Below are 23,257 nucleotides of genomic sequence, written 5' to 3'. Positions count from 1 at the left end.
CACAGCAATCGTCTTGCCGCGCGGCACCGAAATTGAGACCTTGTGCAATACTGGAACCGTCCCGTAGGCCGCCGTCACATTGTCAATCTGAAGCACGTAGTCGTCGCTTGTCTCGGCCGCCTTCACAATCGAACGCACTGCCCAAAGCGTTTTCGTGTACGGGTGCTTGGGGTTCGACAGCATCTCCTGGGTTTCGGCCTCTTCGACCTCTTCGCCATAGCGCAGAACTTTGATCCTGTCCGCCATCTGTGCCACCACAGCCAAGTCATGCGTGATGTAGATTGCGGCTGTATTGAACCGGTCCACGGCTTCACGCATCGCGGCCAATACATTTACTTGCGTCGTGACGTCCAGTGCCGTTGTGGGTTCGTCGAAAACAATCAGGTCGGGGCGCGCCGACATTGCCATAGCGGTCATTGCGCGCTGCAACTGCCCACCGGAAACCTGATGGGGGTAGCGAAACCCGATGTTTTCCGGGTCTGGCAAATCCATCGCTGCATAAAGGGACTTTGCGTCCTCCGCCGCCTCGGCGGCCGACTTCACGCCATGGCTGAGGCTGGCTTCAATGGTCTGATCAATCAGGCGATGTGCTGGATTAAAGGCGGCCGCTGCAGACTGTGCGACATAGGCAATGCGTGAGCCGCGCAGACTTTGACGCTCGGCCTCGGTCGCAGTCATCAAGTCCTTCCCGTCAAACCAGATCTCGCCCGAGGTCAGGCGGATGCCGGGGCGTCCAAACCCCATCGCAGCGAGACCAAGCGTCGATTTGCCTGCACCAGATTCCCCGATCAGCCCAAGCACCTCACCGCGCTTCAGCGTCAGATCAATGCCCTTGATAATCGGGTGCCAACGCTCGTCCGAAAACCCGTCGATCACGATGTTCTTCATATGAAGCAGCAGATCGTCACTCATTTTGGCACTTTCTTATTGGCAGACATACTCGGCTTGGCGTTCATTCTTTCAAACCGCTGGTCTTCATCAGGAACCAGTCGACCACAAAGTTCACTGCAACAGTCAAAAGCGCGATGGCCGCGGCTGGCAGCAAAGGCGTGATGCCGGCTTTCAGGTCGTATTGGGCGAACTGAATAAGCGACGCGTTGTCGCGTACCATCGAACCCCAGTCCGCCGTTGGCGGCTGGATGCCGACCCCTAGGAAGCTCAAAGCGGCAATCGTCAGGAAAACAAAGCTAAACCGAAGGCCGAACTCGGCGACCAAAGGCGGCATGATGTTCGGCAAGATCTCCCGACGCATGATCCAGCCGAGGCCCTCGCCCCTCAGGCGCGCGGCTTCCACGTACTCCATCACCACCACATTCATCGCGACAGCGCGGGTCAAACGAAAGACCCGGGTGGAATCCAACACAGCGATGATCATGATCAACGACGGAATAGACGAGCCAAAGATCGACAAAAGCATCAGCGCAAAAATCAGCGACGGGATCGCCATCAAGACATCGACAAAGCGGCTGATAACCTGATCCACCCAGCCCCGGCTGATTGCGGCCATCAGGGCAAAGCCGCCCCCGATAAGGAACGCAAGACAGGTCGTCGCAAAGGCAATGCCCATCGTGTTGCGCGCGCCGAAGATCATCCGCGAGAAGATATCGCGCCCGATCTGATCTGTGCCGAACACGTGGCCATCGCCCCATGGCAGATAGGCTCCGAAGGAACTGTCGGCCTCGGCGTAAGGAGCGAGCCAGCCTGCAAAAACCGCCACAAAGACGTAGCACGCGATGACGATCATCCCGAACCATGCCGTCAAAGGCGCCTTCTTCAGCTCGATCCACGTTCGCTCCCACCGGGTGCGACGCGCGCGCACCTGGCCGACTTCATCCTTGGCGGTATATGTCTCTGGTGTGTCGGTCATCTTGGGTGCAACAACCTCGGGTTTGTGACAATCGATATGACGTCAGCGATCAGGTTCAAAACGATGTAGGTGGCGGCAAATATCAGTGCGCAGGCCTGCACCACAGGTATGTCGCGGGTTGTCACCGCATCGACCATCAACTGACCGACACCGGGATATACAAACACCACTTCGACCACGACCACGCCCACCACAAGGTAGGCAAGGTTGAAGGCCACAACGTTCGCAATCGGCGCCCAGGCGTTTGGCAAGGCGTGGGTCAGGATCACTTTGCGGGGTGACAGGCCCTTAAGCCGCGCCATCTCAATATAAGGCGAAGCCAAAAGGTTGATAATCGCCGCCCGGGTCATTCGCATCATGTGCGCGACAATCACCAGCGTCAGCGTCAGCGAGGGCAGGGCGCAGCGATAAACCCGCTCCCAGAACGGCGTATCCACTGTGATATTTGCAAGGCTCGGAAAAATGGGATTAAGCGAGGCAAGAAATAGGATCAGGACATAGGCGACAAGGAATTCCGGCATCGAGATTGTCGTCAACGTCACTGCATTGATAACGCGATCAAACACCGTTCCGCGATAAAGTGCCGCGAGAATTCCCAATGTCAGCGCCAGAGGCACCGCGATAATCGCAGTCATGGTTGCCAGAAACAGCGTGTTTTCCAGCCGCGGCCCGACCAGATCAACCACCGCACGCGAGCGATCCACTCCAGACGACGCGCGACCCGAGAACGAGGTCCCCAGATCGCCTTGCGCCAAAGCGCCAATCCAGTCGAAATATCGGACGTAAGCTGGCTGATCGAGCCCCAACTCTCGGCGGAACGCAGCCACGGTTTCTTCCGTTGCGGTTTGACCCAGAACGGCTTGCGTAAAGTCGCCAGGCAGGAACTCGATGGAACTGAAGATAATCACCGACACAAAGAACAGCGTCAGCAGGCCAAGCGCCAATCGCTGAAGCACCGTCGACAGGATGGGGTGCATGTAGGTCTCCCTGGTCTTGCCGGATAGTATTCCGATCTGTTGGGGAAGACTAGGCGCAGCCCGTCGCAAATAGCAACAGTTTGTGGCGGATCATATTCCGTCGCGCGCAATATCGATCGCAAAATCCTTTTCAAAAACAAGGTTTTCACCCTCATAGGCCTCAACCCGTGCCCGCCCGTGCCAAGTGTCGCGACTGGCCCAAAGCGAGGCATGGCACCGCGTGTGCACGCTCCAATCCCCGCGATCCATCGTCTCAACCCAGTCAAACCGCGCCTGTGCCGACAATGGGTCGTCGGGGTGAATACGCCAGGCCTCAACACAACTCGACCCGGTCGCCAGCCCATGCGCATCATCGCGCATCTCGCCATTGTCGGTGGTGATCCGCAAAAGCGATGTGCCGTCCGCCAACACTTTGCTTTCGCGGGTCAGTGCCGGCGCGCGCAACTCGGTCGCCTTCCACGCCAAGGCCGCCTCGGGCGGTGGAAACGCCACCTCATCGCCCAAAGCTGTTTCGCGCACTGGCAACGCCAGCGACCCTGCGGTGATCGTCACACCACCGGCGTGGGGTGCGGGCCAGATGAACGGCCAATAGGCAGTTGAGACCGCAACCCGCAAGCGATGCCCGGCGGGCAGGCGATAGGCGCATTGATCCATGATCACCGCCACGTCGATCTCCACCCCGGGCGTCAGATCTTCAGGGTTCGCGTGGCTTGCGTGGTGTCGCAAATTCAAGAACCCATGGCTGATTAATGTTGCCCCGCCGTCGGGTCGCAAATCGACCAGCCGAACAGCAATCTGACCGCTTTGCGCACGGGGCGTCAGCCGCAAAGACACCACGGGCGCCCCGACCACATCAGTGGTTTCGTCCAATTGAACAGTTTCAAAACACGCCGATATCGCATCGTCGGCGGCCTGATCGCCGGGAAAATCTTCATCGAAGGTGAACGGGAAATACTCGCCAGCCCCAGCGCCACAGGTCTGAGGCGATGCAACGGGTACAGAAAACGCCTCTGCAGCCCCCAAAACCCCGTTTCCAAAAGGAAAAACCTGCATTGGTACGTCTTCATCCACCGCAATCCAACGCCCAGGACGGACGTCCAACCACCGCGTTGGTGGGACCGTATCCATCAACCAAAGACGTTGCGCCGGGTCGTCCTCGACCCCGGTCTCAACCCCCTTCAACCAGCGATCCCACCACCTGAGCGCCTCTTGCAAAAATCCAATCCGAGGCTCCGGCCCCGCAAAATGCGGATACTTGTGAATCCACGGCCCAACGATCGCCTTCACTGGCGCCGAAATGTTCGCAACCAAAGCACTTGGTGTGTTGCGATACCCGTCATGCCACCCGCCAATGGACAGAACAGCCACCTCCAGCGCATCGAAATCCTCGCAGATCGACCCGTGTTCCCAATAGGCATCCCGGCGCTGATGCGTTAGCCACGGCTCCAACAAAAACGGCTGCGCCTTCAACCTCTCCAACCACATGTCGCGCCACCGAGTGCCCACCACTTCGGGGTCCGGCGGGCGCGACGAATAGGCCAGCATCTGCGACGCCCAGCCAAGGTTCTCGCCCAGCATGCACCCACCCTTATAGTGGATGTCGTCGGCATACCGGTCCACCGTTGAACACAGTGAAATAACGGCCTTCATTCCCGCAGGACGAAGGGCTGCGACCTGAAGGCAGTTAAATCCACCCCAGGAAATACCCATCATCCCCCAGTCCCCCGTCGACCAGGGTTGCGCGCGGACCCAGTCCATCACAGCAAGCGCGTCATCCCATTCTTGCCGGGTATATTCATCAGCCATCAACCCATCGCTGTCGCCATTGCCGCGTATATCAACACGGATGCAGGCATAACCATAACCTGCAAAGTAGGGATGCGTCAGCTCATCACGCGCGATGGTGCCGTCGCGTTTGCGGTAGGGCAGGTGCTCAAGGATTGCCGGCACGGGATTGGTCGCGGCATCCTCTGGCAACCAAATCCGCACCGAAAGCTCGACCCCATCGGGCATCGCGATTCGTTGATCCGGCCATTCGATAACGGTCCTTGGAAAATCGCTGCGATGCTTCATGACGCGCCCCTTTTTGCTTTGCATTGACGTAAGCACGCCCGAAACAAACTGAAAAGACTGCGTTGACGCCTGCGCAGATGCAGCTAGCTATTCCCTTATGAAGCGCGCGCTTGTCATAGGGGCCTCCGGCGGGATCGGGACGGCCATTTCCTCCGAGCTGTCGGCCCGCGACTATGAGGTCATGGGGCTGTCGCGCTCGCGCGACGGTCTTGATGTGACGAATGAAGCCAGTGTCGAAGCAGCTCTTGGCGCGCTTGATGCGCCCTTTGCGCTGATCTTCGTGGCCACAGGCGCATTAGAGTCTGGTGGACAGGCACCCGAAAAAGCCGTGCGCGAAGTGACGGCAGATGCGATGGAGGCCGCCTTTCGCGTCAATGCCGTTGGGCCGATGCTTGTTTTAAAACATAGCCTTAGGCTCCTGCCCAAAACCACTCCATCGGTTTTCGCCGCCCTGTCTGCGCGTGTCGGCTCAATCGGCGATAACGGCATCGGAGGCTGGCACAGCTACCGCGCGTCGAAAACCGCGCTCAACCAGTTGATCCATGGTGCGGCCATCGAAATGAAGCGCACCCACAAACAGGCCGCTGCTGTTTGTCTGCATCCCGGCACGGTTGCGACATCCTTCACCGAAAAATACGCGGGCCGACACACAACCGTCCCGGCGCGCCAGGCGGCGGCAAATCTGATCGACGTCATCGAAGGCCTGACACCGGCGCAATCGGGTCAGTTTTTCGACTATGCGGCACGGGGCATTCCTTGGTAGGCCGCCTCGTTCTCGTTCTGGGTGACCAGCTTAGCCCGGACATCGCCGCCCTGAAAGCCGCCGACAAAGCGCAAGACATCGTCGTCATGGCCGAGGTTTCGAACGAGGCATCTTACGTCCCGCACCATCCCAAAAAGATCGCCTTCCTGTTTTCTGCGATGCGCCATTTTGCGCAAAAGCTGCGGCAAGACGGCTGGACAGTCGATTACACGCAATTAGACGCTGACACGCCCCATGGCAGTATCGCAGCGGCCCTGATCGCCGCTGCTGATCGCCACGGCACATCGAAAGTGATTGCGACCGAACCCGGCGAATGGCGGTTGATCCAGCATCTGAACGACGCACCTCTTGACCTTACGCAGATGGAAGACGATCGCTTCATCGCCACTCACGCCGAATTCGAGGCTTGGGCCGAGGGCCGCAAACAATTGCGGCTGGAATGGTTCTACCGTGAGATGCGCCGCAAGACCGGTCTGTTGATGGACGGCGATAAGCCCTCTGGCGGCAAATGGAATTTCGACCACGACAATCGCAAACCCGCCCCCGGGGAGGTCGATTTCTCCGGCCCGCTGCGGTTTGAACCTGACGCTATCACGTCAGACGTCCTCGATCTGGTCGAGACGCGGTTCGGGGGTAATTTCGGCACGCTGCGGCCCTTCTGGTTCGCCGTAACACCGGAAAACGCCCGCCTTTCATTGACGCATTTCATCGATGGTGGATTGACGAAATTTGGTGACTATCAAGACGCCATGCTGACCGACGAAAGGTTCCTGTGGCACTCGATCTTGTCGATGTATCTGAATGCCGGATTGCTCTCACCGCTCGAAATCTGCCGCGCTGCCGAAGCCGCATGGCAGAAAGGCACGGCCCCGCTCAATGCCGTCGAAGGTTTCATTCGCCAGATAATCGGCTGGCGCGAGTTCGTCCGCGGCATCTATTTTCACGAAGGCCCCGACTACACCTCCCGCAACGCCCTTGCCCACGACCGGGCGCTGCCCGCGCTCTACTGGGGCGGTGAAACCAAAATGCATTGCCTGTCCCAAGCCGTCGCCCAAACCCGGGAAGACGCCTACGCCCACCACATCCAACGCCTGATGGTGACCGGTAATTTCGCCCTTCTCGCAGGCATCCACCCGCACGAGGTCCATGAATGGTATCTCGCCGTCTACGCCGATGCCTACGAATGGGTCGAAGCCCCGAACACCATCGGCATGAGCCAATTTGCAGACGGCGGCGTCGTCGGCTCCAAGCCCTACGTCTCCTCAGGCAACTACATCGACCGCATGTCGAACTACTGCAAATCCTGCGCTTATTCGGTGAAGACAAAAGCCGGCGAGGGGGCCTGTCCGTTCAACCTGCTTTACTGGCATTTCCTCGACCGCCACCGCGACAAGTTCCAGGGCAATCCGCGGATGGGCAATATGTATCGCACCTGGGATCGGATGAACGCGGACAAACGCGACACGATCGTAGCCCAAGCAGACGCATTCCTAAGCCAGATGGACGCCGGACGGCCTGTGTGATGTGCTGTGGCAAACCCCGCACACTTCCTACATGCCGACGTTAAGAAATCTTAATTCGTGTCGTCGTCAGTGCTGATCAGGGCACCGTTGTCCCAATCGCCGGTGCGCTCTTCGCCGGTCGCGTAGCGGATTTTGCCGTTGCCCTGACGCTTGCCGCGCACGAACATGCCCTCGTAGACATCGCCGTTCGCGTAAGTCGCCACGCCCATCCCGTCAATCTCGCCCGCGTCCCATTCGCCCACATAGGTGAAGCCGTCTGGCATGGTGATCTTGCCCTGACCCTGACGTTGCCCGGCCACGAAGCTGCCCTCGTACACGGTGCCGTCCGAATAGGTCGCAACGCCGTCGCCCTCGCGCTGACCACCAGCCCAAGTGCCTTCATAGGTGTAGCCGTCGGCAAATGTCATCTTGCCTTGCCCGTGCATTTTCGCGTCCAGAAACCCGCCTTCGTAGACCAATCCGTTGGAATAGGTCGCAACGCCGTCGCCCTCGATCACGCCAGCGACCCAGCCGCCTTCATACGTGTTGCCGTCCGGATAAACGATCCTTCCCGCGCCGTCGGCAAGATCATTTTTGAAGGTGCCGGTGTAAACGGACCCGTCTGGATACGTCACTTCGCCGTCGCCCTCGATGCGCCCGTCGACCCAGCCACCGACATAAAGGTAGCCATCCGTGCCGGTAAACGTTCCCTGACCCTGACGGCGATCTGCTTCGAAGGTGCCTTCATAAATATCGCCATTGGCGTAAATCACCCGACCCTGACCCTGACGTTTGCCATCGATCAGGTCACCTTCGTAAACGTCGCCGTTCGGCTGCGTCAGTGACCCGCTGCCGTTGATCTGACCGTTGGACCATTCCCCAACATAGACCAATCCATCCGGCATCGTCAGCGTGCCGCGCCCGTCGCGCGCACCGCGCACAAGCTGGCCTTCGTAGACCGCGCCATCTGGGTATTCGATCGTGCCAGTGCCTTCGCGAATGCCTTTGTTCCACTGGCCTTCGTAGATGTAGCCATTCGGGCTTTCCATCCGGCCTTGTCCATCGTGCAGCGCGTCGATGAAACCGCCTTCGTATTTAACACCATTGGCATAGCTGGCGACGCCCTGCCCGTTGATCTTTCCGTCGCTCCAGCCGCCCTCATAGGTCCCACCGTCCGCAAATACGATCTTACCGCGACCTTCCGGTTTTCCGGCGGAAAATTCACCTTCGTAGACAGACCCATTTGGAAATTCGGCGCGTCCCTGGCCCCGGATTTCACCGTCCATCCATTCGCCCGAGTAGACATATCCGTTTGGCAGTCGATAGGTTCCGGTCCCGTGCTGTTTGCCGTCACGGAAGGTGCCCTCGTAAACGCCACCGTCGTCATACTGTTTTGTGGTGACTTGGCTGTCTTGCGCCCATGCTGTCCCACTCAGCGCAATCGCCGCACAGGTCGCCACCAGCTTTAGCCTCAGTCGTCTTGCCACGATCGGTTCCACTCTTTTTTCACTCCGTTTTGCTAAATCTAGTTGAGCGACCGAGTGCTCGCAACGCTTTTCCCGTCCGCGAACCCTTTCCCTTCGGCGCATCTCTGCTAAGACACGGTTTGGGCTTGGAGAGTGCGCATGACAAACCGCTTCCGCATCACGCTTGGGCAATTGAACCCAACCGTCGGAGATTTGGCTGGAAACAAGGCTAAGGCATTGGCCGCGTGGGAAGAAGGTCGCGCGGCTGGCGCGGATTTTGTCGCACTGCCGGAGATGTTCATCACCGGCTACAACACCCAGGATCTGGTGATGAAGCCGGCATTCGCGCGCGACGCAATGGCACACATAGAAGCGCTGATGGCTGAAACTGCAGACGGCCCCGCCCTTGGGATTGGGGGGCCGTTGCTGCAAGGCGGCAAGCTTTTCAATGCCTATCACGTCCTCAAAGAAGGACGGTTGGTGCGGCAAGTTCTCAAGCACCACCTTCCCAATGAAACCGTCTTTGACGAGGTTCGCCTGTTCGAACCCGGTCCGATTGCCGGGCCTTATGACCTTGGAGTTTTGCGCGTTGGCACCCCTATTTGCGAAGATGCATGGCATGAAGACGTGCCCGAAGCATTGGGCGAAAGTGGCGCCGAAGTTCTCCTCGTTCCCAACGGGTCCCCCTACTATCGAAACAAGTACGAAACGCGGTTAAACCAAATGGTGTCACGCGTGGTCGAAACCGGCCTGCCGTTAATCTATCTTAATATGGTTGGCGGGCAGGACGATCAGGTTTTTGATGGTGGAACCTTCGTCCTAAATCCGGGCGGCGAGCTTGCCATGCGTTTGCCGGTTTTTGACGAAGCGATCGCCCACGTTGACTTTGAAGAAACAGATGCTGGATGGCGTGCCGTCCCCGGTGAAATAGCGGCGTTCCCGAATGAATGGGAACAAGACTATCGCGTCATGGTCGAGTCTTTGCGCGATTATTTCCGCAAAACAGGTTTCAAAAAAACGCTACTTGGGCTCTCTGGCGGCATCGACTCGGCCATAGTGGCGACCATTGCGGCTGACGCGTTGGGTCCAGAAAACGTGCGCTGCGTCATGCTTCCTTCCAAGTTTACGTCGCAGGTGTCTCTGGACGACGCGGGCGAAGTCGCGCGCAATCTCGGCGCACGACTTGATACTGTCTCTATTAAGGGCCCTGTTACAGCCGTTAACGATACACTCGGAGATATTTTTGTGGGCACGGAACCGGGCCTGACCGAGGAAAACATTCAGTCGCGCCTGCGCGGCGTGATCCTAATGGCGATCTCAAATAAGTACGGCGAGATGCTGCTGACCACCGGCAATAAATCGGAAGTCGCGGTTGGATATTCGACGATCTACGGCGACATGGCCGGCGGTTACAATCCGATCAAGGATCTCTACAAAATGCGCGTCTTTGTCACGTGTAGGTGGCGCAACGCCAACCATCGTGACTGGATGATGGGTCCGCCGGGCGAGGTTATTCCTCCCCGCGTCATCGACAAACCACCGACGGCTGAATTGCGCGAAGATCAAAAAGATAGTGACAGCCTGCCGCCCTACGACGAGCTGGATGTCATCTTGGAAGAGCTGATCGACAACGAAACATCAGTGGCGGATATCGTGGCCAAAGGATTTGATCGCACGACCGTCAAGAAAATCGAACATCTGGTTTATCTGGCCGAATACAAGCGGTATCAGTCGGCTCCTGGCGCGCGTCTTACGACGCGGTCGTTCTGGCTTGATCGGCGCTATCCGATTGTTAATCGCTGGCGGGATCCAAGCTAATCCAGGGTGTTTATAGCTGTGAATATTGCAGAAGATTTCGTTCCCGAAGTCCTGCCTCGGCGACCCCCTGCACCGACGGCATACCGACGTTGTGGCGACGTGGTGATTTGGCCGAGGAAACCGCGGCGTTAATTGTTTAGCGCAGCCTGCTAAAGCCTGGTAACGGAGCAATCTTTCAAAAGGCGCTCGGTAATCTCACGGTCACACAAACGCGTGGCCTGGGTCATGACCGCAGCACTGGCCGCCGCCACCCCCCACCGCAGACATTCCTCGACCGGCTCATCGCCAGCAAGCGCCAATGTGAAGGCCCCGACAAAGCTGTCTCCGGCACCCACTGTCGAGACCACCGAGACAGGCGGACCAACAGAATGCCAATTGCCCTGTTCGCTTGCCAGAACCGATCCATCCGCCCCGCGAGCAACGATAATTATTCGTGCAACGCCGGCTTGAACAAGGGATTGCGCAAACTCTGCGGTGTCCTCGCGCGTTGGCAATGGGCGCCCTGCAAGCTCTTCGCCTTCCGGGCCGTCCATCCGCAAAACGTGCAGTGCTTCACGTGGTTTTTCGACAAGATGAAACAGTGCTGGACCCGACGTATCAACAATCAAATGCGCTTCGCTGCCCTTCACGTGGCTTGCCAAGATCGACGGGAAATCCTTTGCAACTCCGGGCGGTTGGCTGCCTGACAGGACCACCAAAGTATCCGCGCCTGTCGCCTGATCGACCGAGTTCAATGCGCGCGGCACGTCGCTATCGCGCCAAGCCGGGCCGGGCATCACAAAGCGATACTGCTCGCCGGTTCCCTGATCTATCACGCTCAACGATTGCCGGGTTTCGCCGGGACCCTGGAACGCCACCGTGGGCACGCCTTCAAGCGCCAAAAGCTGCAAAAGGTGAGCGCCTGTCGCGCCTCCAATAGCAACCAGCGCAGTCGCCTGACCTTTCAATAACTTGACCGCACGCGCGACGTTAATGCCGCCGCCTCCCGGATCGATCTGCGGGTCGGTGCACCGTAACTTCGGCCCCGGCTCGATGCGCGGTGACGTGGTGCAGAAGTCTACGGTCGGGTTAAGTGTTATCGTCAGAATGTGCGATTTCATGTGCGGGGCCCCTAGCGGTCTTTTCGACGATTGTTCATGCCGCGTTAGCGCAATCATCGCAAGTCGAAAACATCCATCAACCTCCGAGCGGCCGGTTGAGGATCGTTACGGAATACTAAGCTATGTTGGCAATATGTCGGTGAACCGGGATTTCCTTAAGTCCACCACTCGTCAATAGATGCGATGTCGTCATCCGACCATCCAAAGTGGTGGGCAAGCTCGTGGATGTAAATATGTGCCACCAAGGCGGTTAAAGACACGTCGCCGCGCTCGATCCATTCGTCCAAAATTGGTCGGCGAAACAGCCAGATCGCGTCAGGGTGTGACGGTTGGTCAAAAACTGATTTCTCCGTCAGTGGAATGCCATCGTAAAGCCCGGTCAACGAAAAGGGGTCGTCAATTCCAAGACCCTTGAGTACTTCCTGTGTCGCAAAATCTTCAACCCGCAAAGCAACTCGCGCCGCCTCGTCCTTGAAGGCGTCGGGCAAAGCCTCGATTGCAGCGAGCGCCAATGCTTCGACTTCCGGGGCATTTGGTGGCGTGTCTTTTGCATCGCTCATGCCTTCCATATGGACAAAAGTGCTGCTGTATGAAAGAGCGTCGCCGGATCAGGAGACACCTATGACCGTTACCCGCTTCGCCCCATCACCGACCGGCTACCTGCACGTTGGCAATCTGCGTTCCGCGTTGTTCAATTGGTTAATCGCGCGCAAAGCGGGGGGGACGTTTATTCTGCGTTTGGATGACACCGACCCTGAGCGCTCGAAAGAAGAATACGTCGACGGGATACGCGAAGATCTTGAATGGCTTGGACTGACGTGGGACCGCGAGGAACGCCAATCTGCACGGCTGGACCGTTACGCCGATGCTGCCGACCAACTTCGCGAGATGGGGCGGTTTTACGAGGCATGGGAAACGCCGACTGAACTTGATCTGAAGCGCAAGAAATTGCTGAATATGGGCCGCCCTCCTGTCTACGATCGTGCAGCACTTGCTCTTTCTGACGACGAAAAAGCTGCGCTGAGAAGGAACCGCGGAACAGGCGTCTGGCGTTTCAAGCTCGATCAGGAACGTATCGAGTGGACCGATGGAATTTTAGGCGATGTTTCGATTGATGCGGCCTCCGTCAGCGATCCTGTCTTGATCCGGCAGGACGGGCAAGTGTTGTACACGCTGGCTTCGGTAGTAGATGACACTGACATGGGCGTAACGGATGTTGTGCGTGGCGCTGATCATGTGACGAACACGGCCACTCAGGTTCAGATGATCCGCGCACTTGGTGGTCATGTCCCTGATTTTGCGCACCATTCTTTGCTGACTGGTCCCACGGGGGAAGCGCTTTCCAAACGCCTTGGGACGCTTGCATTGCGTGACCTTAGGGCGCGTGGCATCGAGCCGATGGCTATTCTCAGTCTTATGGCGCGTATTGGGTCGGCCGATCCGGTTGAGCTGCGCGGCAGCCATGATGAGTTGATTGAAGGTTTCGACATCAGCCGTTTCGGCTCGGCGCCTACGAAGTTTGACGTCGAGGATCTTGTTCCGATCACCGCAAGTGTGGTCCACGGCCTTGACGCATTAGATGTCGATGAAGCGTTGTCTAGGGCGGGCGTTCCAGACAGACTACGCAAGCCTTATTGGTCGGTCGTGCGCGGCAATACAGCCACGCGCGCAGAGGCCGGGGCGTGGTGGCCAGTTTTTTCGGGCCACGCCACACCAGAGATTGCAGAAGAAGACCGTGAGTTTGTCGTTAAGGCGTTCGAAATGCTGGGCGATCCCCCTTATGCCGACGATGCCTGGAGTGATTGGACCAATGCTGTGAAGGCCGAGACTGGCCGCAAAGGGCGCGGACTGTTCATGCCATTGCGTCTCGCTGTCACGGGACAGGCACGGGGGCCAGAGATGGCAGACGTGATGCCGCTTTTGCAAAAGAAGCCAAGCTTTGATTAAGCAAAATCTTGTCGCTGTTTGCGATTGTCGGTTGGCCTTGACCCAAAAACCAGCATAGCTGACGCATGAGCGATCGCGCGGTATTTCTCGAAGGTAGCCTCTTTCGACACATCACAGTGATGTCTTTGACCTCATCGGTTGGATTGATGGCGGTCTTCCTTGTCGACTTTGTGGACATGATTTTCATCTCGATGCTGGGCAAGGCCGAGCTTGCGGCAGCCGTCGGATATGCGGGTGCAATCTTGTTCTTCACGTCGTCTTTTGGCATTGGAATGGCGATTTCTGCGGGTGCGCTTGTCGCGCGCGCGCTTGGGTCGGGGGACGCTGAACTTGCGCAGCAACGCGCCACCCACGCCTTGATCTATGGTGTTATTTTCGGGGCGATTTTCGCCTTTGTGGTGTGGTTGAACCTTGAAACGTTGGCCCGTCTTATGGGAGCGACCGGTCAGACGCTTGATCTGGCTGTCTCCTATCTTTCGATCATTGTCCCAAGTTTGCCGCTTCTTCTTATGGGGATGGTCGGGGGGGCAATTTTGCGCGCGCATGGCGATGCACGGCGCGCAATGATGGCGACCGTTTGGGGCGGCGCTGTCAACGCCGTGCTGGATCCAATCCTGATCTTTGGACTTGATCTTGAACTGACGGGGGCGGCCCTTGCCAGTGTTGCCGCGCGGATTGCTATCGCGATTTTCGGCGTCCTTCCGATCATCCTCTACTACGGCGGTTTCGGCCGCCCGACACTGAAAGGTCTGGCCGCCGACTTGCCACCCGTTGCGACCATCGCAGCACCTGCGATCCTGACGCAGCTTGCGACGCCCATTGGGCAGGCTTATGTGACCCGCTCGATGGCCGAGTTTGGTGAAGCCGCGGTTGCCGGGATGGCCATTGTTGCACGGATGACGCCGGTGGCTTTTGGCGTACTCTTCGCGCTCTCCGGGGCTGTTGGGCCGATCATCGGGCAAAACTTTGGGGCGGGGCAAACCGACCGTGTACGCGGAGCATTCCGAGACGCCATAATCTTTACGGCCTTGGTCGTGGTGTTTATTTCCGTTGTTCTGTTTTTCTTGCGAGGTCCGATAGTGTCCCTTTTCGATGCGGATGGCATTACCAAGGAATTAATATTCCTGTTTTGCGGTCCACTGGCGCTTGCGTTCTTTTTCAACGGTGTAATCTTCGTTGGCAATGCGGCATTCAATAACCTTGGGCATCCGTTCTATTCCACCTGGATCAACTGGGGGCGCCATACGCTTGGAACCATCCCCTTTGTCTTGCTTGGTGGATATTATTTCGGTGCCCTAGGTGTTTTGACCGGACAGGCAGTTGGCGGGATCATTTTCGCAGCGTTGACCTTTGTTCTTGTGCGGAAAGTCCTTTCGGATGACGCACCCGGCGATGTCGCAGTCGAACCATTCGACCGTCAGGCACGCCTGCTCCAATTGCTCCATCACCGTCGCTAAGGCGCGAGGATCACGGTCGCGCCAAGGTGTTTCAAATTGCGATCCACCAAATCGACTTCCTGGGGCGTAAGTCTCTGATGGCGAGGGTAAATAGGCGCGTGGCGATCGTCTAGAATCGGCGCGTCCCAGCCGTCGGTTGTTTCAAAAAAACGTAGCACACCGTCTTCTCCGAACTCGCGAAAATAGCCTTGTACAACCACGTCGAGGTAACTCAGAATTACCGGATGCAGGTGTGATGTCGGGACATGCCGTTCGGGTGGGGCGTGGTAGATATGGACGGCCGTGTCGGGGCCAAGTTGATGCGCCACGTCATGGGCCAACTGGCGATCATAGGAATGCTCGCGCGCGTCAAGTTCAGTCCAGCCCTCGTCTGGTACATTGGCGATCAATCCATCCAGCTCGGAGGCTGGATGCGGCACGGCAGTCAGGAATGCCACCTGGCGGCCAACAACGTGCCGCCACGCTCTCCGCCATCCGGAAATTCGGGCTAGATGCGCGGCATCAAAAGTATGCGTGGCCCGGTTCACAAGAGAACCATATCCGAAAACGTACGCGGTCATGGACGAAGTATTGTCGCGAAGGTGCGTTGCGCGCAAGGTCTTGCCAGACCGCGCAAAGCGACGTAACGATTTGACAGACGCGTCGGGAGAAGTCGGGATTCGTCCCGGTGCCGAAGGAGCAACCGCCCCGGTAAACTCTCAGGCCCAAGGACCGCCGCGCCGATAAAACTCTGGAGAGACCCCGGCCAGTTCGGGGCGCCGAAGGGATAACGATCTCAGGCGAAAGGACAGAGGGGGCGCCAACGGGCAAGGCTTTTGCCCGGCAGGTGCTCGGCGCGCAATCGCCGGCAGTAAATGGGGATGTTATGTCGGATTTGAAGCGCACAGAGCTCTATGACCTTCATGTTTCGCTTGGCGCCAAGATGGTGCCGTTTGCGGGCTATGAGATGCCAGTGCAATATCCAGCTGGGGTGATGAGAGAGCATCTGCACACACGCGCCGCCGCGGGTTTCTTTGATGTCAGCCACATGGGGCAAGTGATCTTGCGGCCAAAGTCCGGAGACCTGCGAGACGCCGCATTAGCGCTGGAAACGCTCGTCCCGGTATCGATACTGGCACTTGCCGAAGGCAGGCAGCGCTATGCCCTGTTTACCAATGACGACGGCGGTATTCTTGACGATCTGATGGTCGCCAATCGCGGCGATCATCTGTTTTTAGTGGTGAATGCGGCCTGCAAAGAGGCAGATATCGCTCACCTTCAGGCGCATCTTGCGGACAGGTGTACGATAGAACCCATCATCGACCGCGCACTTGTCGCGTTGCAAGGACCGGATGCCGAAGCGGCTTTCGCATCTCTGGTTCCTGACCTGGCGGACATGCGATTCATGGATGTGGCCACCTTTCATTGGCACGGAGCCGAGCTTTGGGTTTCGCGGTCGGGGTACACCGGAGAAGATGGTTTCGAGATATCATTGCCCGAGCGCGATGCGCCACGATTTGCGCAGGCTTTGCTGGATTTGGATGCGGTCGAACCCATTGGATTAGGGGCGCGGGACGCACTTAGACTTGAGGCTGGACTTTGCCTTTACGGTTCGGACATTGACACAACAACATCGCCAGTTGAGGGAGCATTAGAATGGGCGATCCAGAAAGCGCGCCGCCGCGGCGGCGAGCGCGCAGGCGGTTTCCCTGGCGCGGATCGTATCCTTGATGCGCTGCAGAACGGCGCGCCGCGCAGGCGTGTCGGCTTGTTGCCGGAAGGCCGTGCGCCGATGCGGGCGGGTACCGAGATTTATGCCGGCGAATTGAAAATCGGCGAAGTGACATCCGGTGCTTTTGGCCCGACGCTTCAGGCGCCGGTGTCTATGGGATATGTGCGAAGTGACTACGCGGCGAGCGGCACGGCGCTGGAAGGCGACGTCCGTGGCAAACGACTGCCTTTAACGGTTGCGGATATGCCGTTTCGTGCTTCAAATTATAAACGCTAAAGAACAAATGAGGGCTCTATGAAATACACTGAAGATCATGAATGGCTGCGCGTAGACGGTGACGTGGTTGTTGTTGGCATCACGGAACATGCATCGACCCAGTTGGGGGATGTTGTCTTTGTTGAATTGCCTGAAACGGAAACGAAGGTTGCCCAGGGTGATGAAATTTGCGTTATCGAAAGCGTTAAGGCCGCGTCAGATATCGTGGCCCCGGTGGATGGTGAAATCGTCGAGGTGAACGACGCGCTGACTGATAATCCGGGATTGGTGAACCAAGACCCGACCGTCGGGGGCTGGTTCTTCAAGATGAAAGTTGAGGACATGAGCCAGCTTGACGCGCTTATGGATGAGGACGCCTACAACGACATGATCGACTGACGTCAATTCGCACTATTGGCGTGACTATCGACGCATTTTCAGCTGTTTAGACCGGCTGTGGAGAGAGATATGACATTTACCCCAACAGACTACCTTCCATACGATTTCGCCAATCGACGCCACATCGGTCCGTCGGCGAGCGAAATGGATGAAATGCTTGCAGTGCTTGGCGTATCTTCGCTTGACGCACTGATCGAGGAGACGGTTCCAGAAAAAATCCGGCAGGCGGAGCCATTGTCCTTCGGCAAGCCAAAGTCCGAGCGCGAGTTGTTGTGGTACATGCGTCAGGTTGCTGAAAAGAACGAGGTCTTCACCACGATGATCGGGCAGGGGTATTATGGCACGGTTACGCCTCCTGCGATCCAGCGAAACATCTTTGAAAACCCGGCATGGTACACTGCCTATACGCCTTATCAGCCCGAGATCAGTCAGGGGCGGCTTGAAGCGCTTTTGAACTATCAAACGATGGTCTGTGATCTTACAGGACTTGAGATAGCCAACGCGTCTCTTCTGGACGAGGCCACGGCTGCTGCGGAAGCCATGACCATGGCTGAGCGGACGGCGAAGTCGAAATCAAAGACGTTTTTCATCGATGCGAATTGCCACCCGCAAAACATCGAGGTGATGAAAACGCGTGCGGCACCGCTGGGGATTGAGATTGTCATCGGCGCGCCTGAAGATCTGGTTGCTGAAGACGTTTTTGGCGCGGTTTTTCAGTATCCGGGCACCTACGGCCATGTGCGTGACTTCACTGATCAGATGACGGCGCTGCATTCTGTCAAAGCGCTTGGGATCGTTATTGCGGATCCCCTGGCTTTGACGCTTTTGAAAGAACCCGGTGCAATGGGTGCTGATATTGCTGTTGGCTCGACCCAGCGATTTGGCGTGCCGATGGGATACGGCGGGCCGCACGCGGCATATATGGCCTGCACTGATGCTCTGAAGCGCGCGATGCCAGGACGTCTTGTCGGGGTGTCCATCGACGCGCGCGGCAACAAGGCGTACCGGCTTTCGCTGCAGACCCGCGAGCAGCATATCCGCCGCGAGAAGGCGACATCAAACGTTTGCACGGCACAGGCACTGCTTGCTGTGATGGCGTCGTTTTACGCCGTATTCCATGGCCCCGACGGATTGAAGGCGATCGCGCAGCGCATACATCGAAAGACCGAGCGCTTGGTGATGGGGCTTGAGGCCGGTGGCTATAGCGTTGAGCCTAAGTTGTTTTTTGACACAATCACGATTGAAGTCGGGGCGCTGCAAGGGGTCATCCTTGAAGCTGGTCGTAAAGAGCGGATCAACTTTCGCAAAGTGGGCGACACGAAGATTGGCATTTCGGTTGACGAGACTATTCGGCCCGCCGTTCTGGAAGGCGTTTGGCGAGCGTTTGGGCTGACGCTTAATCGCGACGACTATGAGGCGGGATACACGCGGTTGCCGGTCGAATATCACCGCACAAGTGATTTCCTGACGCATCCGACGTTTCACCACAACCGCGCCGAAACGGAAATGATGCGTTATATGCGCCGTCTTGCCGACCGTGATCTGGCCTTGGACCGCGCAATGATCCCGCTTGGATCTTGTACGATGAAGCTGAATTCAGCGGCGGAAATGATGCCAGTCACTTGGCCTGAGTTCTCGAATATTCACCCCTTCGCACCGCTTGGTCAGGTGGAGGGGTACACGGAAATGATCGAGGATCTATCGACTAAACTGTGTGAAATCACCGGCTACGACGCTATGTCGATGCAGCCTAATTCGGGTGCGCAAGGCGAATATGCCGGGCTTTTGACAATTATGGCGTATCATCGTTCCAGGGGGGATGATCAGCGCAATGTGTGCCTGATCCCGGTCTCTGCCCACGGAACCAATCCTGCAAGCGCGCAGATGTGCGGGATGAATGTTGTTGTGGTCGCATCGGCTGAGAATGGCGATATTGATCTGGTCGATTTTCGTGCCAAAGCCGAAGCTGCTGGCGACCGGTTGGCCGCTTGTATGATTACGTATCCTTCGACGCATGGTGTTTTCGAAGAGACGGTGAGTGAAGTTTGCGAGATCACACATGACCACGGTGGGCAGGTCTATCTTGATGGGGCGAACCTGAACGCGATGGTTGGTCTGTCAAAGCCCGGTGAGATCGGCTCTGACGTGAGCCACCTGAATTTGCATAAGACTTTCTGTATTCCGCATGGTGGCGGAGGTCCCGGTATGGGGCCGATTGGCGTCAAATCCCATCTCAAGCCGTTCCTGCCGGGGCATCCTGTGACAGGAGGCGTCGAAGGCCCGGTTAGCGCTGCCCCATACGGGTCGCCTGGCATTTTGATGATCCCTTGGGCCTATATTCTTATGATGGGCGGAGAGGGTCTGACGCAGGCGACAAAAGTCGCGATCCTGAATGCAAACTATATCGCGAAGCGACTGGAAGGGGCGTTTACCGTCTTATTCAGAGGTGGAAAAGACCGGGTTGCGCATGAGTGCATTCTGGATACGCGTCCCTTTGCGGACAGCGCAGGCGTGAGTGTCGATGATATTGCCAAGCGTCTGATAGATAATGGGTTTCACGCACCGACAATGAGCTGGCCCGTTGCGGGCACGTTGATGGTTGAGCCGACGGAGTCCGAGCCAAAAGCCGAGTTAGATCGCTTTTGCGATGCGATGCTTTCGATCCGGGAAGAAATTAGGGCGATTGAGGCGGGCGAGAGTGACCAGGACAACAACCCACTAAAGAATGCTCCTCACACTGTTGAGGATCTGGTGGGCGATTGGGATAGACCTTATTCGCGCGAACAGGGGTGCTATCCGAAAGGCGCATTCCGGGTGGATAAGTATTGGCCGCCTGTTAATCGCGTCGATAACGTTTGGGGGGATCGGCATTTGGTATGCACATGTCCGCCGCTTGAAGACTATCTTGAGGCGGCTGAATAGGCGCTAATCCTGTGCTGCTTGTGTTTTAGATCGGATGCGGGCAGCACCGAAGCATCAGCGTATGTCGCGCAGCGCCACAACCGTTGCGATGAAGACTGTAAAAAGCGTCATGCACCCAAGCGCGGAATAGACTCCGAGTGTTTCAAGCGTGTTCAGCCCATGATGCGCCATGACCCAAATGCTTCCTAAAAGAGCAATTGGTAGTGTAAAAATGACTGCGCCGATCGCCATGGCATTCCTCGGTGTGTTGCCGGCTCCTAGGGATAAATGGCCTTGTTCATAGCAACCCGAAGGGACTTCAAAGTCAACATATTGTTGCCAACGACTTAAGAGGGGCCATCCTTGGTGGGCGAGAGATCGCCGATTGGTGTGTCCCTCACTTGCCGGAGCAAGTTGATGAACCCGGTAATCTGATGGGTGCAGGCGGCCTTGCCTTTTGGGGCTGTTGCCAAATGGGCTTCCCCCACGGTGCCGTCAGGGTTCAGGTCAGAGGCGACCCATCCGTAGGAAATTGGTCCGATGGGAGATATCGTTGCGGCTTCGGCCGTTGACGGGAAATCAATGGCCCTGCTCATGTCGAGTGTTTCGGGCCGAAAGTGGAGCATAAGCGATGTTTCGCGGTCGCCGCCATGGATGCCAAAGGCTTCTTCGCGTTCGGAAAACAGACCCTCAGGTGTTCCGAAATTGCCCCATTGGCATTTGACCGCCAGCATTCCGGCAAGAACCCGGAGTTCACGGGAAAGTATTGAAATTAGATCGAGATTTCCGCCATGGCTGTTGACGATAACGATTTTTCGGATACCTGAGCGAGCGACCGACATTCCAATCTCGCGCCATGCGCCAAGCGCGGTTTCCGCAGTGTAAGTGAGTGTACCGAGGGCGTGCAGGTGCTCGTTTGATTTGCCAACCGACTGGACCGGCAAAATGCGGATATCTAAGTCATCAGGGCATTGGTGGCGCAGTTCGGCCAGCATGCCTTCAGCGATCATCGTGTCGGTGCCGACGGGAAGGTGTGGGCCATGCTGCTCGATGGCGGCAGTGGGCAAGATTGCGATCACGGTTTCAGGATTCATATCTTGGAATTCAGTTGTCCGATAGTCGGCCCAGTCAAAGCGGCGGGTCATGCGGTCTCCTTCGGGGCATAGGTGGCGTCAAGCCTTGATTGCAGGTAGTCGGCGGCGCGGATGGCGGGATACTTCGGATCGCCAGTTCCGGGTAATGCAGCGACGATTGTGTCTGGGTTTGCCTCGACAAAAAAGGCGACGGAGCGGCGGGTGTTTTTTGGGGTAAGGACGCGGTGCGGGGTCGAGACATAGATGTCATTTGACCATCGCATCATGCAGTCGCCGACGTTAACGATGTAGGCGTTTTCGACCCTGGGCACGTCGATCCAATCGCCGTCTCGCGCACGGACCTGAAGGCCGGGTTCACCGTCTGTCATGAGGAGGGTAATTGCGCCATAATCTGTGTGTGCGCCTGCGCCGATCTCGTTTTGCGCACCCGTTCGGGGCGGGTAACGGAGCAATCTGAGGGCGCTTAGAGGGTCTTTGAAGAGGGCGTCGAAGTGGTTTGACGGGAGGTTGAGGTCTTCGGCGATGACGGAGAGGATCGCGAGGCCCTGAGATTGCGCGGCGTCATAGTACGCGAGAAGCGTTTCGCGGAAGCCGGGGATATCGGGCCATTGGTTCGGGCCGCGGAAGGGGTTGTTTGCGAGGACTCGCGGGTCATTTTCTGGAAGATCGAGGCCGACATTGAAAGTCTCTTTGGTGTCGATTTGAGGCTGAGTTTCGTCGAGGCTTTCGTCGCCCTTGGCGCCCCAACCGCGGAAATGGGGGGTGTTCAGGATCGAAACCTGTTGCTTTTCATTCACCGCAAGATCAAAAAATTTATCTGCAGAATCAAATACTTCTCTACGCAGTTTTGTGGGTACGTCGGGGTTCGTCAGGACCATGAAACCGGGATTTCTGAAGGCCATGCCGATGTCTTTGACAACATTATGGCGGGCGGTTTTGGCGTTGGCCCAGTCGATGACGGGGATCATACCGGGCCCGCCTGGCGTTGCGGTACGCCAACGAGGCGGTCCATTTTTCCGGCGACACGGGTGAGGTGTTTTTTGCGCGATTTGTCGGTCGAGCTGTCCATTAGGTAGTGAGCGGCGAAGACTTTTTTGACGGGCTTGGCACAGAGAACGCCAATGCCGCGCAGAATTGTGCGTTTGCCGGGCGCGCCGACGAATTGTGTGAGCCACCAGCTTGCACCGCAGGTGGTAAACACGCCGAGGCGCGTGATGTGCTGCAGACCCGGCCGGATCGTTGTGTTTTCGCCGTCAGGCATCAAAAACGCAACATCGGGCAGAAAAACGCGGTCGAGCCAGCCTTTGAGGACAGCGGGAAGACCATACCACCACGTCGGGTAAATAAAGATTAACGCATCGCACCACCGAATGTCGGCGACATCGCTTTCGACGGGCGCGCAGTTGTCGGGGCAGGCCTCGTAGCCTTCGTGCTCGGCGGCTGTGAGGACTGGATCGAAGCCGCGCGCGTAGAGATCAAGAACGCGCACGTCGGCGCCAACCCCTTCTAATTTCTGCACAACGACATCGCGGACGGCACCGGTGAAGCTGGTCTTGCGGGGATGGCAATAGACGACAAGGGCGCGCATCAGAGGTCCTTCATTTCTTTGCGGACTTTGGCGATGTAGGCGGCGCGTTTTGCCTCTGTCGCGCGGTTCATGTCGTAGAGCGCAAGGTAGCGCATTTTGGTGGGGCGCGTCACGTGCCAGACTGCGCGTTTGACGCTCATGCGGGGCGGGTCGCCTGCTAGCGTGGCGCGAACGCGGGTGCCGCCATAGGTCGTGATGGCGGCAAGTTTCTTGATGTGGGTGAGGTTCGGCACGACCTTTCCGTCGATCAGTTTGAAGGACACTCCGGGTAGGAAAACGCGGTCGAAAAAGCCTTTGAGAATTGCGGGGTATCCGAAATTCCACACAGGAAAACAAAAG

The 23,257-nt window shown here is 57.5% G+C and carries 21 protein-coding genes and 1 riboswitch; of the genes, 8 read left to right on the top strand and 13 right to left on the bottom strand.

Translation table 11 applies throughout. The features are described 5' to 3' along the window. The 4 genes from Q1B15_RS19160 to Q1B15_RS19145 all read right to left on the bottom strand — a co-directional run. The coding region (locus tag Q1B15_RS19160) for an ATP-binding cassette domain-containing protein (protein ID WP_299756824.1) at window positions 1-912 on the bottom strand (912 nt) is incomplete at its 3' end. A gap of 40 nt (window positions 913-952) precedes the next feature. After that, a complete protein-coding gene (locus tag Q1B15_RS19155) occupies window positions 953-1,867 on the bottom strand; it encodes an ABC transporter permease (protein ID WP_299756821.1) in 915 nt (304 codons plus the stop codon). Further along, window positions 1,864-2,844 carry an ABC transporter permease gene (locus Q1B15_RS19150; protein ID WP_299756819.1) on the bottom strand — a complete coding sequence of 327 codons (981 nt, stop codon included), beginning with the start codon at window positions 2,842-2,844 and terminating at the stop codon, window positions 1,864-1,866. Before Q1B15_RS19150 ends, Q1B15_RS19155 begins: the two co-directional genes overlap by 4 nt. Window positions 2,845-2,934: 90 nt before the next feature. Further along, window positions 2,935-4,917: a CocE/NonD family hydrolase gene (locus tag Q1B15_RS19145; protein WP_299756817.1), complete on the bottom strand. Its 1,983-nt coding sequence runs from the start codon at window positions 4,915-4,917 to the stop codon at window positions 2,935-2,937. Between the two features lie 97 nt (window positions 4,918-5,014). Here Q1B15_RS19145 and Q1B15_RS19140 point away from each other — a divergent pair, with 97 nt between their 5' ends. Both Q1B15_RS19140 and Q1B15_RS19135 read left to right on the top strand, forming a co-directional pair. After that, window positions 5,015-5,680, top strand: a complete 666-nt coding sequence (locus Q1B15_RS19140) for an SDR family NAD(P)-dependent oxidoreductase (RefSeq protein WP_299756815.1) — start codon at window positions 5,015-5,017, stop codon at window positions 5,678-5,680. Then, window positions 5,674-7,203: a cryptochrome/photolyase family protein gene (locus Q1B15_RS19135; protein WP_299756812.1), complete on the top strand. Its 1,530-nt coding sequence runs from the start codon at window positions 5,674-5,676 to the stop codon at window positions 7,201-7,203. Before Q1B15_RS19140 ends, Q1B15_RS19135 begins: the two co-directional genes overlap by 7 nt. 50 nt (window positions 7,204-7,253) lie before the next feature. Here Q1B15_RS19135 and Q1B15_RS19130 read toward each other — a convergent pair whose 3' ends face one another. Then, window positions 7,254-8,669, bottom strand: coding sequence for a 2-isopropylmalate synthase (locus Q1B15_RS19130; protein ID WP_299756810.1), 1,416 nt, complete (start codon window positions 8,667-8,669; stop codon window positions 7,254-7,256). Window positions 8,670-8,807: 138 nt separating this feature from the next. Here Q1B15_RS19130 and Q1B15_RS19125 point away from each other — a divergent pair, with 138 nt between their 5' ends. Continuing rightward, on the top strand, window positions 8,808-10,466 hold the full coding sequence (locus Q1B15_RS19125; RefSeq protein WP_299756807.1) for an NAD+ synthase: 1,659 nt from the start codon (window positions 8,808-8,810) through the stop codon (window positions 10,464-10,466). A 149-nt stretch (window positions 10,467-10,615) separates the two neighbouring features. Here the strand turns inward: Q1B15_RS19125 and Q1B15_RS19120 are convergent, their stop codons facing one another. After that, window positions 10,616-11,566, bottom strand: a complete 951-nt coding sequence (locus Q1B15_RS19120; RefSeq protein ID WP_299756805.1) for a 1-phosphofructokinase family hexose kinase — start codon at window positions 11,564-11,566, stop codon at window positions 10,616-10,618. Window positions 11,567-11,721: 155 nt separating this feature from the next. Continuing rightward, window positions 11,722-12,126 (bottom strand): metallopeptidase family protein, encoded by a 405-nt coding sequence (locus tag Q1B15_RS19115; RefSeq protein WP_299756801.1) that lies wholly within the window; start codon window positions 12,124-12,126, stop codon window positions 11,722-11,724. A 61-nt stretch (window positions 12,127-12,187) separates the two neighbouring features. On the opposite strand from Q1B15_RS19115, the gene gltX reads away from it, so the two are divergent. Together gltX and Q1B15_RS19105 are read left to right on the top strand one after the other, a co-directional pair. After that, window positions 12,188-13,513 carry a glutamate--tRNA ligase gene (gene gltX, locus Q1B15_RS19110; RefSeq protein WP_299756799.1) on the top strand — a complete coding sequence of 442 codons (1,326 nt, stop codon included), beginning with the start codon at window positions 12,188-12,190 and terminating at the stop codon, window positions 13,511-13,513. Window positions 13,514-13,578: 65 nt separating this feature from the next. Next, entirely contained in the window at window positions 13,579-14,970 is a 1,392-nt protein-coding gene (locus Q1B15_RS19105; RefSeq protein ID WP_299756797.1) for an MATE family efflux transporter, read from the top strand. On the opposite strand, the gene Q1B15_RS19100 is transcribed toward Q1B15_RS19105, so the two are convergent. Continuing rightward, window positions 14,967-15,530, bottom strand: coding sequence for a gamma-glutamylcyclotransferase family protein (locus Q1B15_RS19100; RefSeq protein WP_299756794.1), 564 nt, complete (start codon window positions 15,528-15,530; stop codon window positions 14,967-14,969). The two genes, Q1B15_RS19105 and Q1B15_RS19100, sit on opposite strands and share 4 nt — an antisense overlap. Before the next feature lie 73 nt (window positions 15,531-15,603). Beyond that, window positions 15,604-15,694: riboswitch (glycine riboswitch) on the top strand. A gap of 141 nt (window positions 15,695-15,835) precedes the next feature. Here Q1B15_RS19100 and gcvT point away from each other — a divergent pair. From gcvT to gcvP, 3 genes are all read left to right on the top strand, one after another. After that, window positions 15,836-16,957 (top strand): glycine cleavage system aminomethyltransferase GcvT, encoded by a 1,122-nt coding sequence (gcvT, locus tag Q1B15_RS19095; protein ID WP_299756791.1) that lies wholly within the window; start codon window positions 15,836-15,838, stop codon window positions 16,955-16,957. An 18-nt stretch (window positions 16,958-16,975) separates the two neighbouring features. Then, window positions 16,976-17,335, top strand: a complete 360-nt coding sequence (gene gcvH / locus Q1B15_RS19090; RefSeq protein ID WP_299756788.1) for a glycine cleavage system protein GcvH — start codon at window positions 16,976-16,978, stop codon at window positions 17,333-17,335. A 69-nt stretch (window positions 17,336-17,404) separates the two neighbouring features. Then, on the top strand, window positions 17,405-20,257 hold the full coding sequence (gene gcvP / locus Q1B15_RS19085) for an aminomethyl-transferring glycine dehydrogenase (protein ID WP_299756785.1): 2,853 nt from the start codon (window positions 17,405-17,407) through the stop codon (window positions 20,255-20,257). A 54-nt stretch (window positions 20,258-20,311) separates the two neighbouring features. Here gcvP and Q1B15_RS19080 read toward each other — a convergent pair whose 3' ends face one another. The 5 genes from Q1B15_RS19080 to Q1B15_RS19060 form a co-directional block, all read right to left on the bottom strand. Next, complete coding sequence (locus tag Q1B15_RS19080) at window positions 20,312-20,488, bottom strand: hypothetical protein (RefSeq protein ID WP_299756783.1); 177 nt, start codon at window positions 20,486-20,488, stop codon at window positions 20,312-20,314. Between the two features lie 95 nt (window positions 20,489-20,583). Further along, the gene (locus Q1B15_RS19075) at window positions 20,584-21,381 is read right to left on the bottom strand and encodes a creatininase family protein (RefSeq protein WP_299756780.1); all 798 of its coding nucleotides are present in this window, start codon (window positions 21,379-21,381) and stop codon (window positions 20,584-20,586) included. Continuing rightward, complete coding sequence (locus Q1B15_RS19070; protein ID WP_299756778.1) at window positions 21,378-22,298, bottom strand: 2-oxoglutarate and iron-dependent oxygenase domain-containing protein; 921 nt, start codon at window positions 22,296-22,298, stop codon at window positions 21,378-21,380. Before Q1B15_RS19070 ends, Q1B15_RS19075 begins: the two co-directional genes overlap by 4 nt. Continuing rightward, on the bottom strand, window positions 22,295-22,918 hold the full coding sequence (locus Q1B15_RS19065; RefSeq protein WP_299756775.1) for an NAD(P)H-dependent oxidoreductase: 624 nt from the start codon (window positions 22,916-22,918) through the stop codon (window positions 22,295-22,297). Before Q1B15_RS19065 ends, Q1B15_RS19070 begins: the two co-directional genes overlap by 4 nt. Continuing rightward, the coding region (locus Q1B15_RS19060; RefSeq protein WP_299756773.1) for an NAD(P)H-dependent oxidoreductase at window positions 22,918-23,257 on the bottom strand (340 nt) is incomplete at its 5' end. The genes Q1B15_RS19065 and Q1B15_RS19060, both read right to left, overlap by 1 nt.

The organism is uncultured Boseongicola sp. (assembly GCF_937988555.1).
Lineage (GTDB): Bacteria > Pseudomonadota > Alphaproteobacteria > Rhodobacterales > Rhodobacteraceae > Boseongicola.
This window is presented reverse-complemented; position numbering and strand designations above follow the sequence as displayed.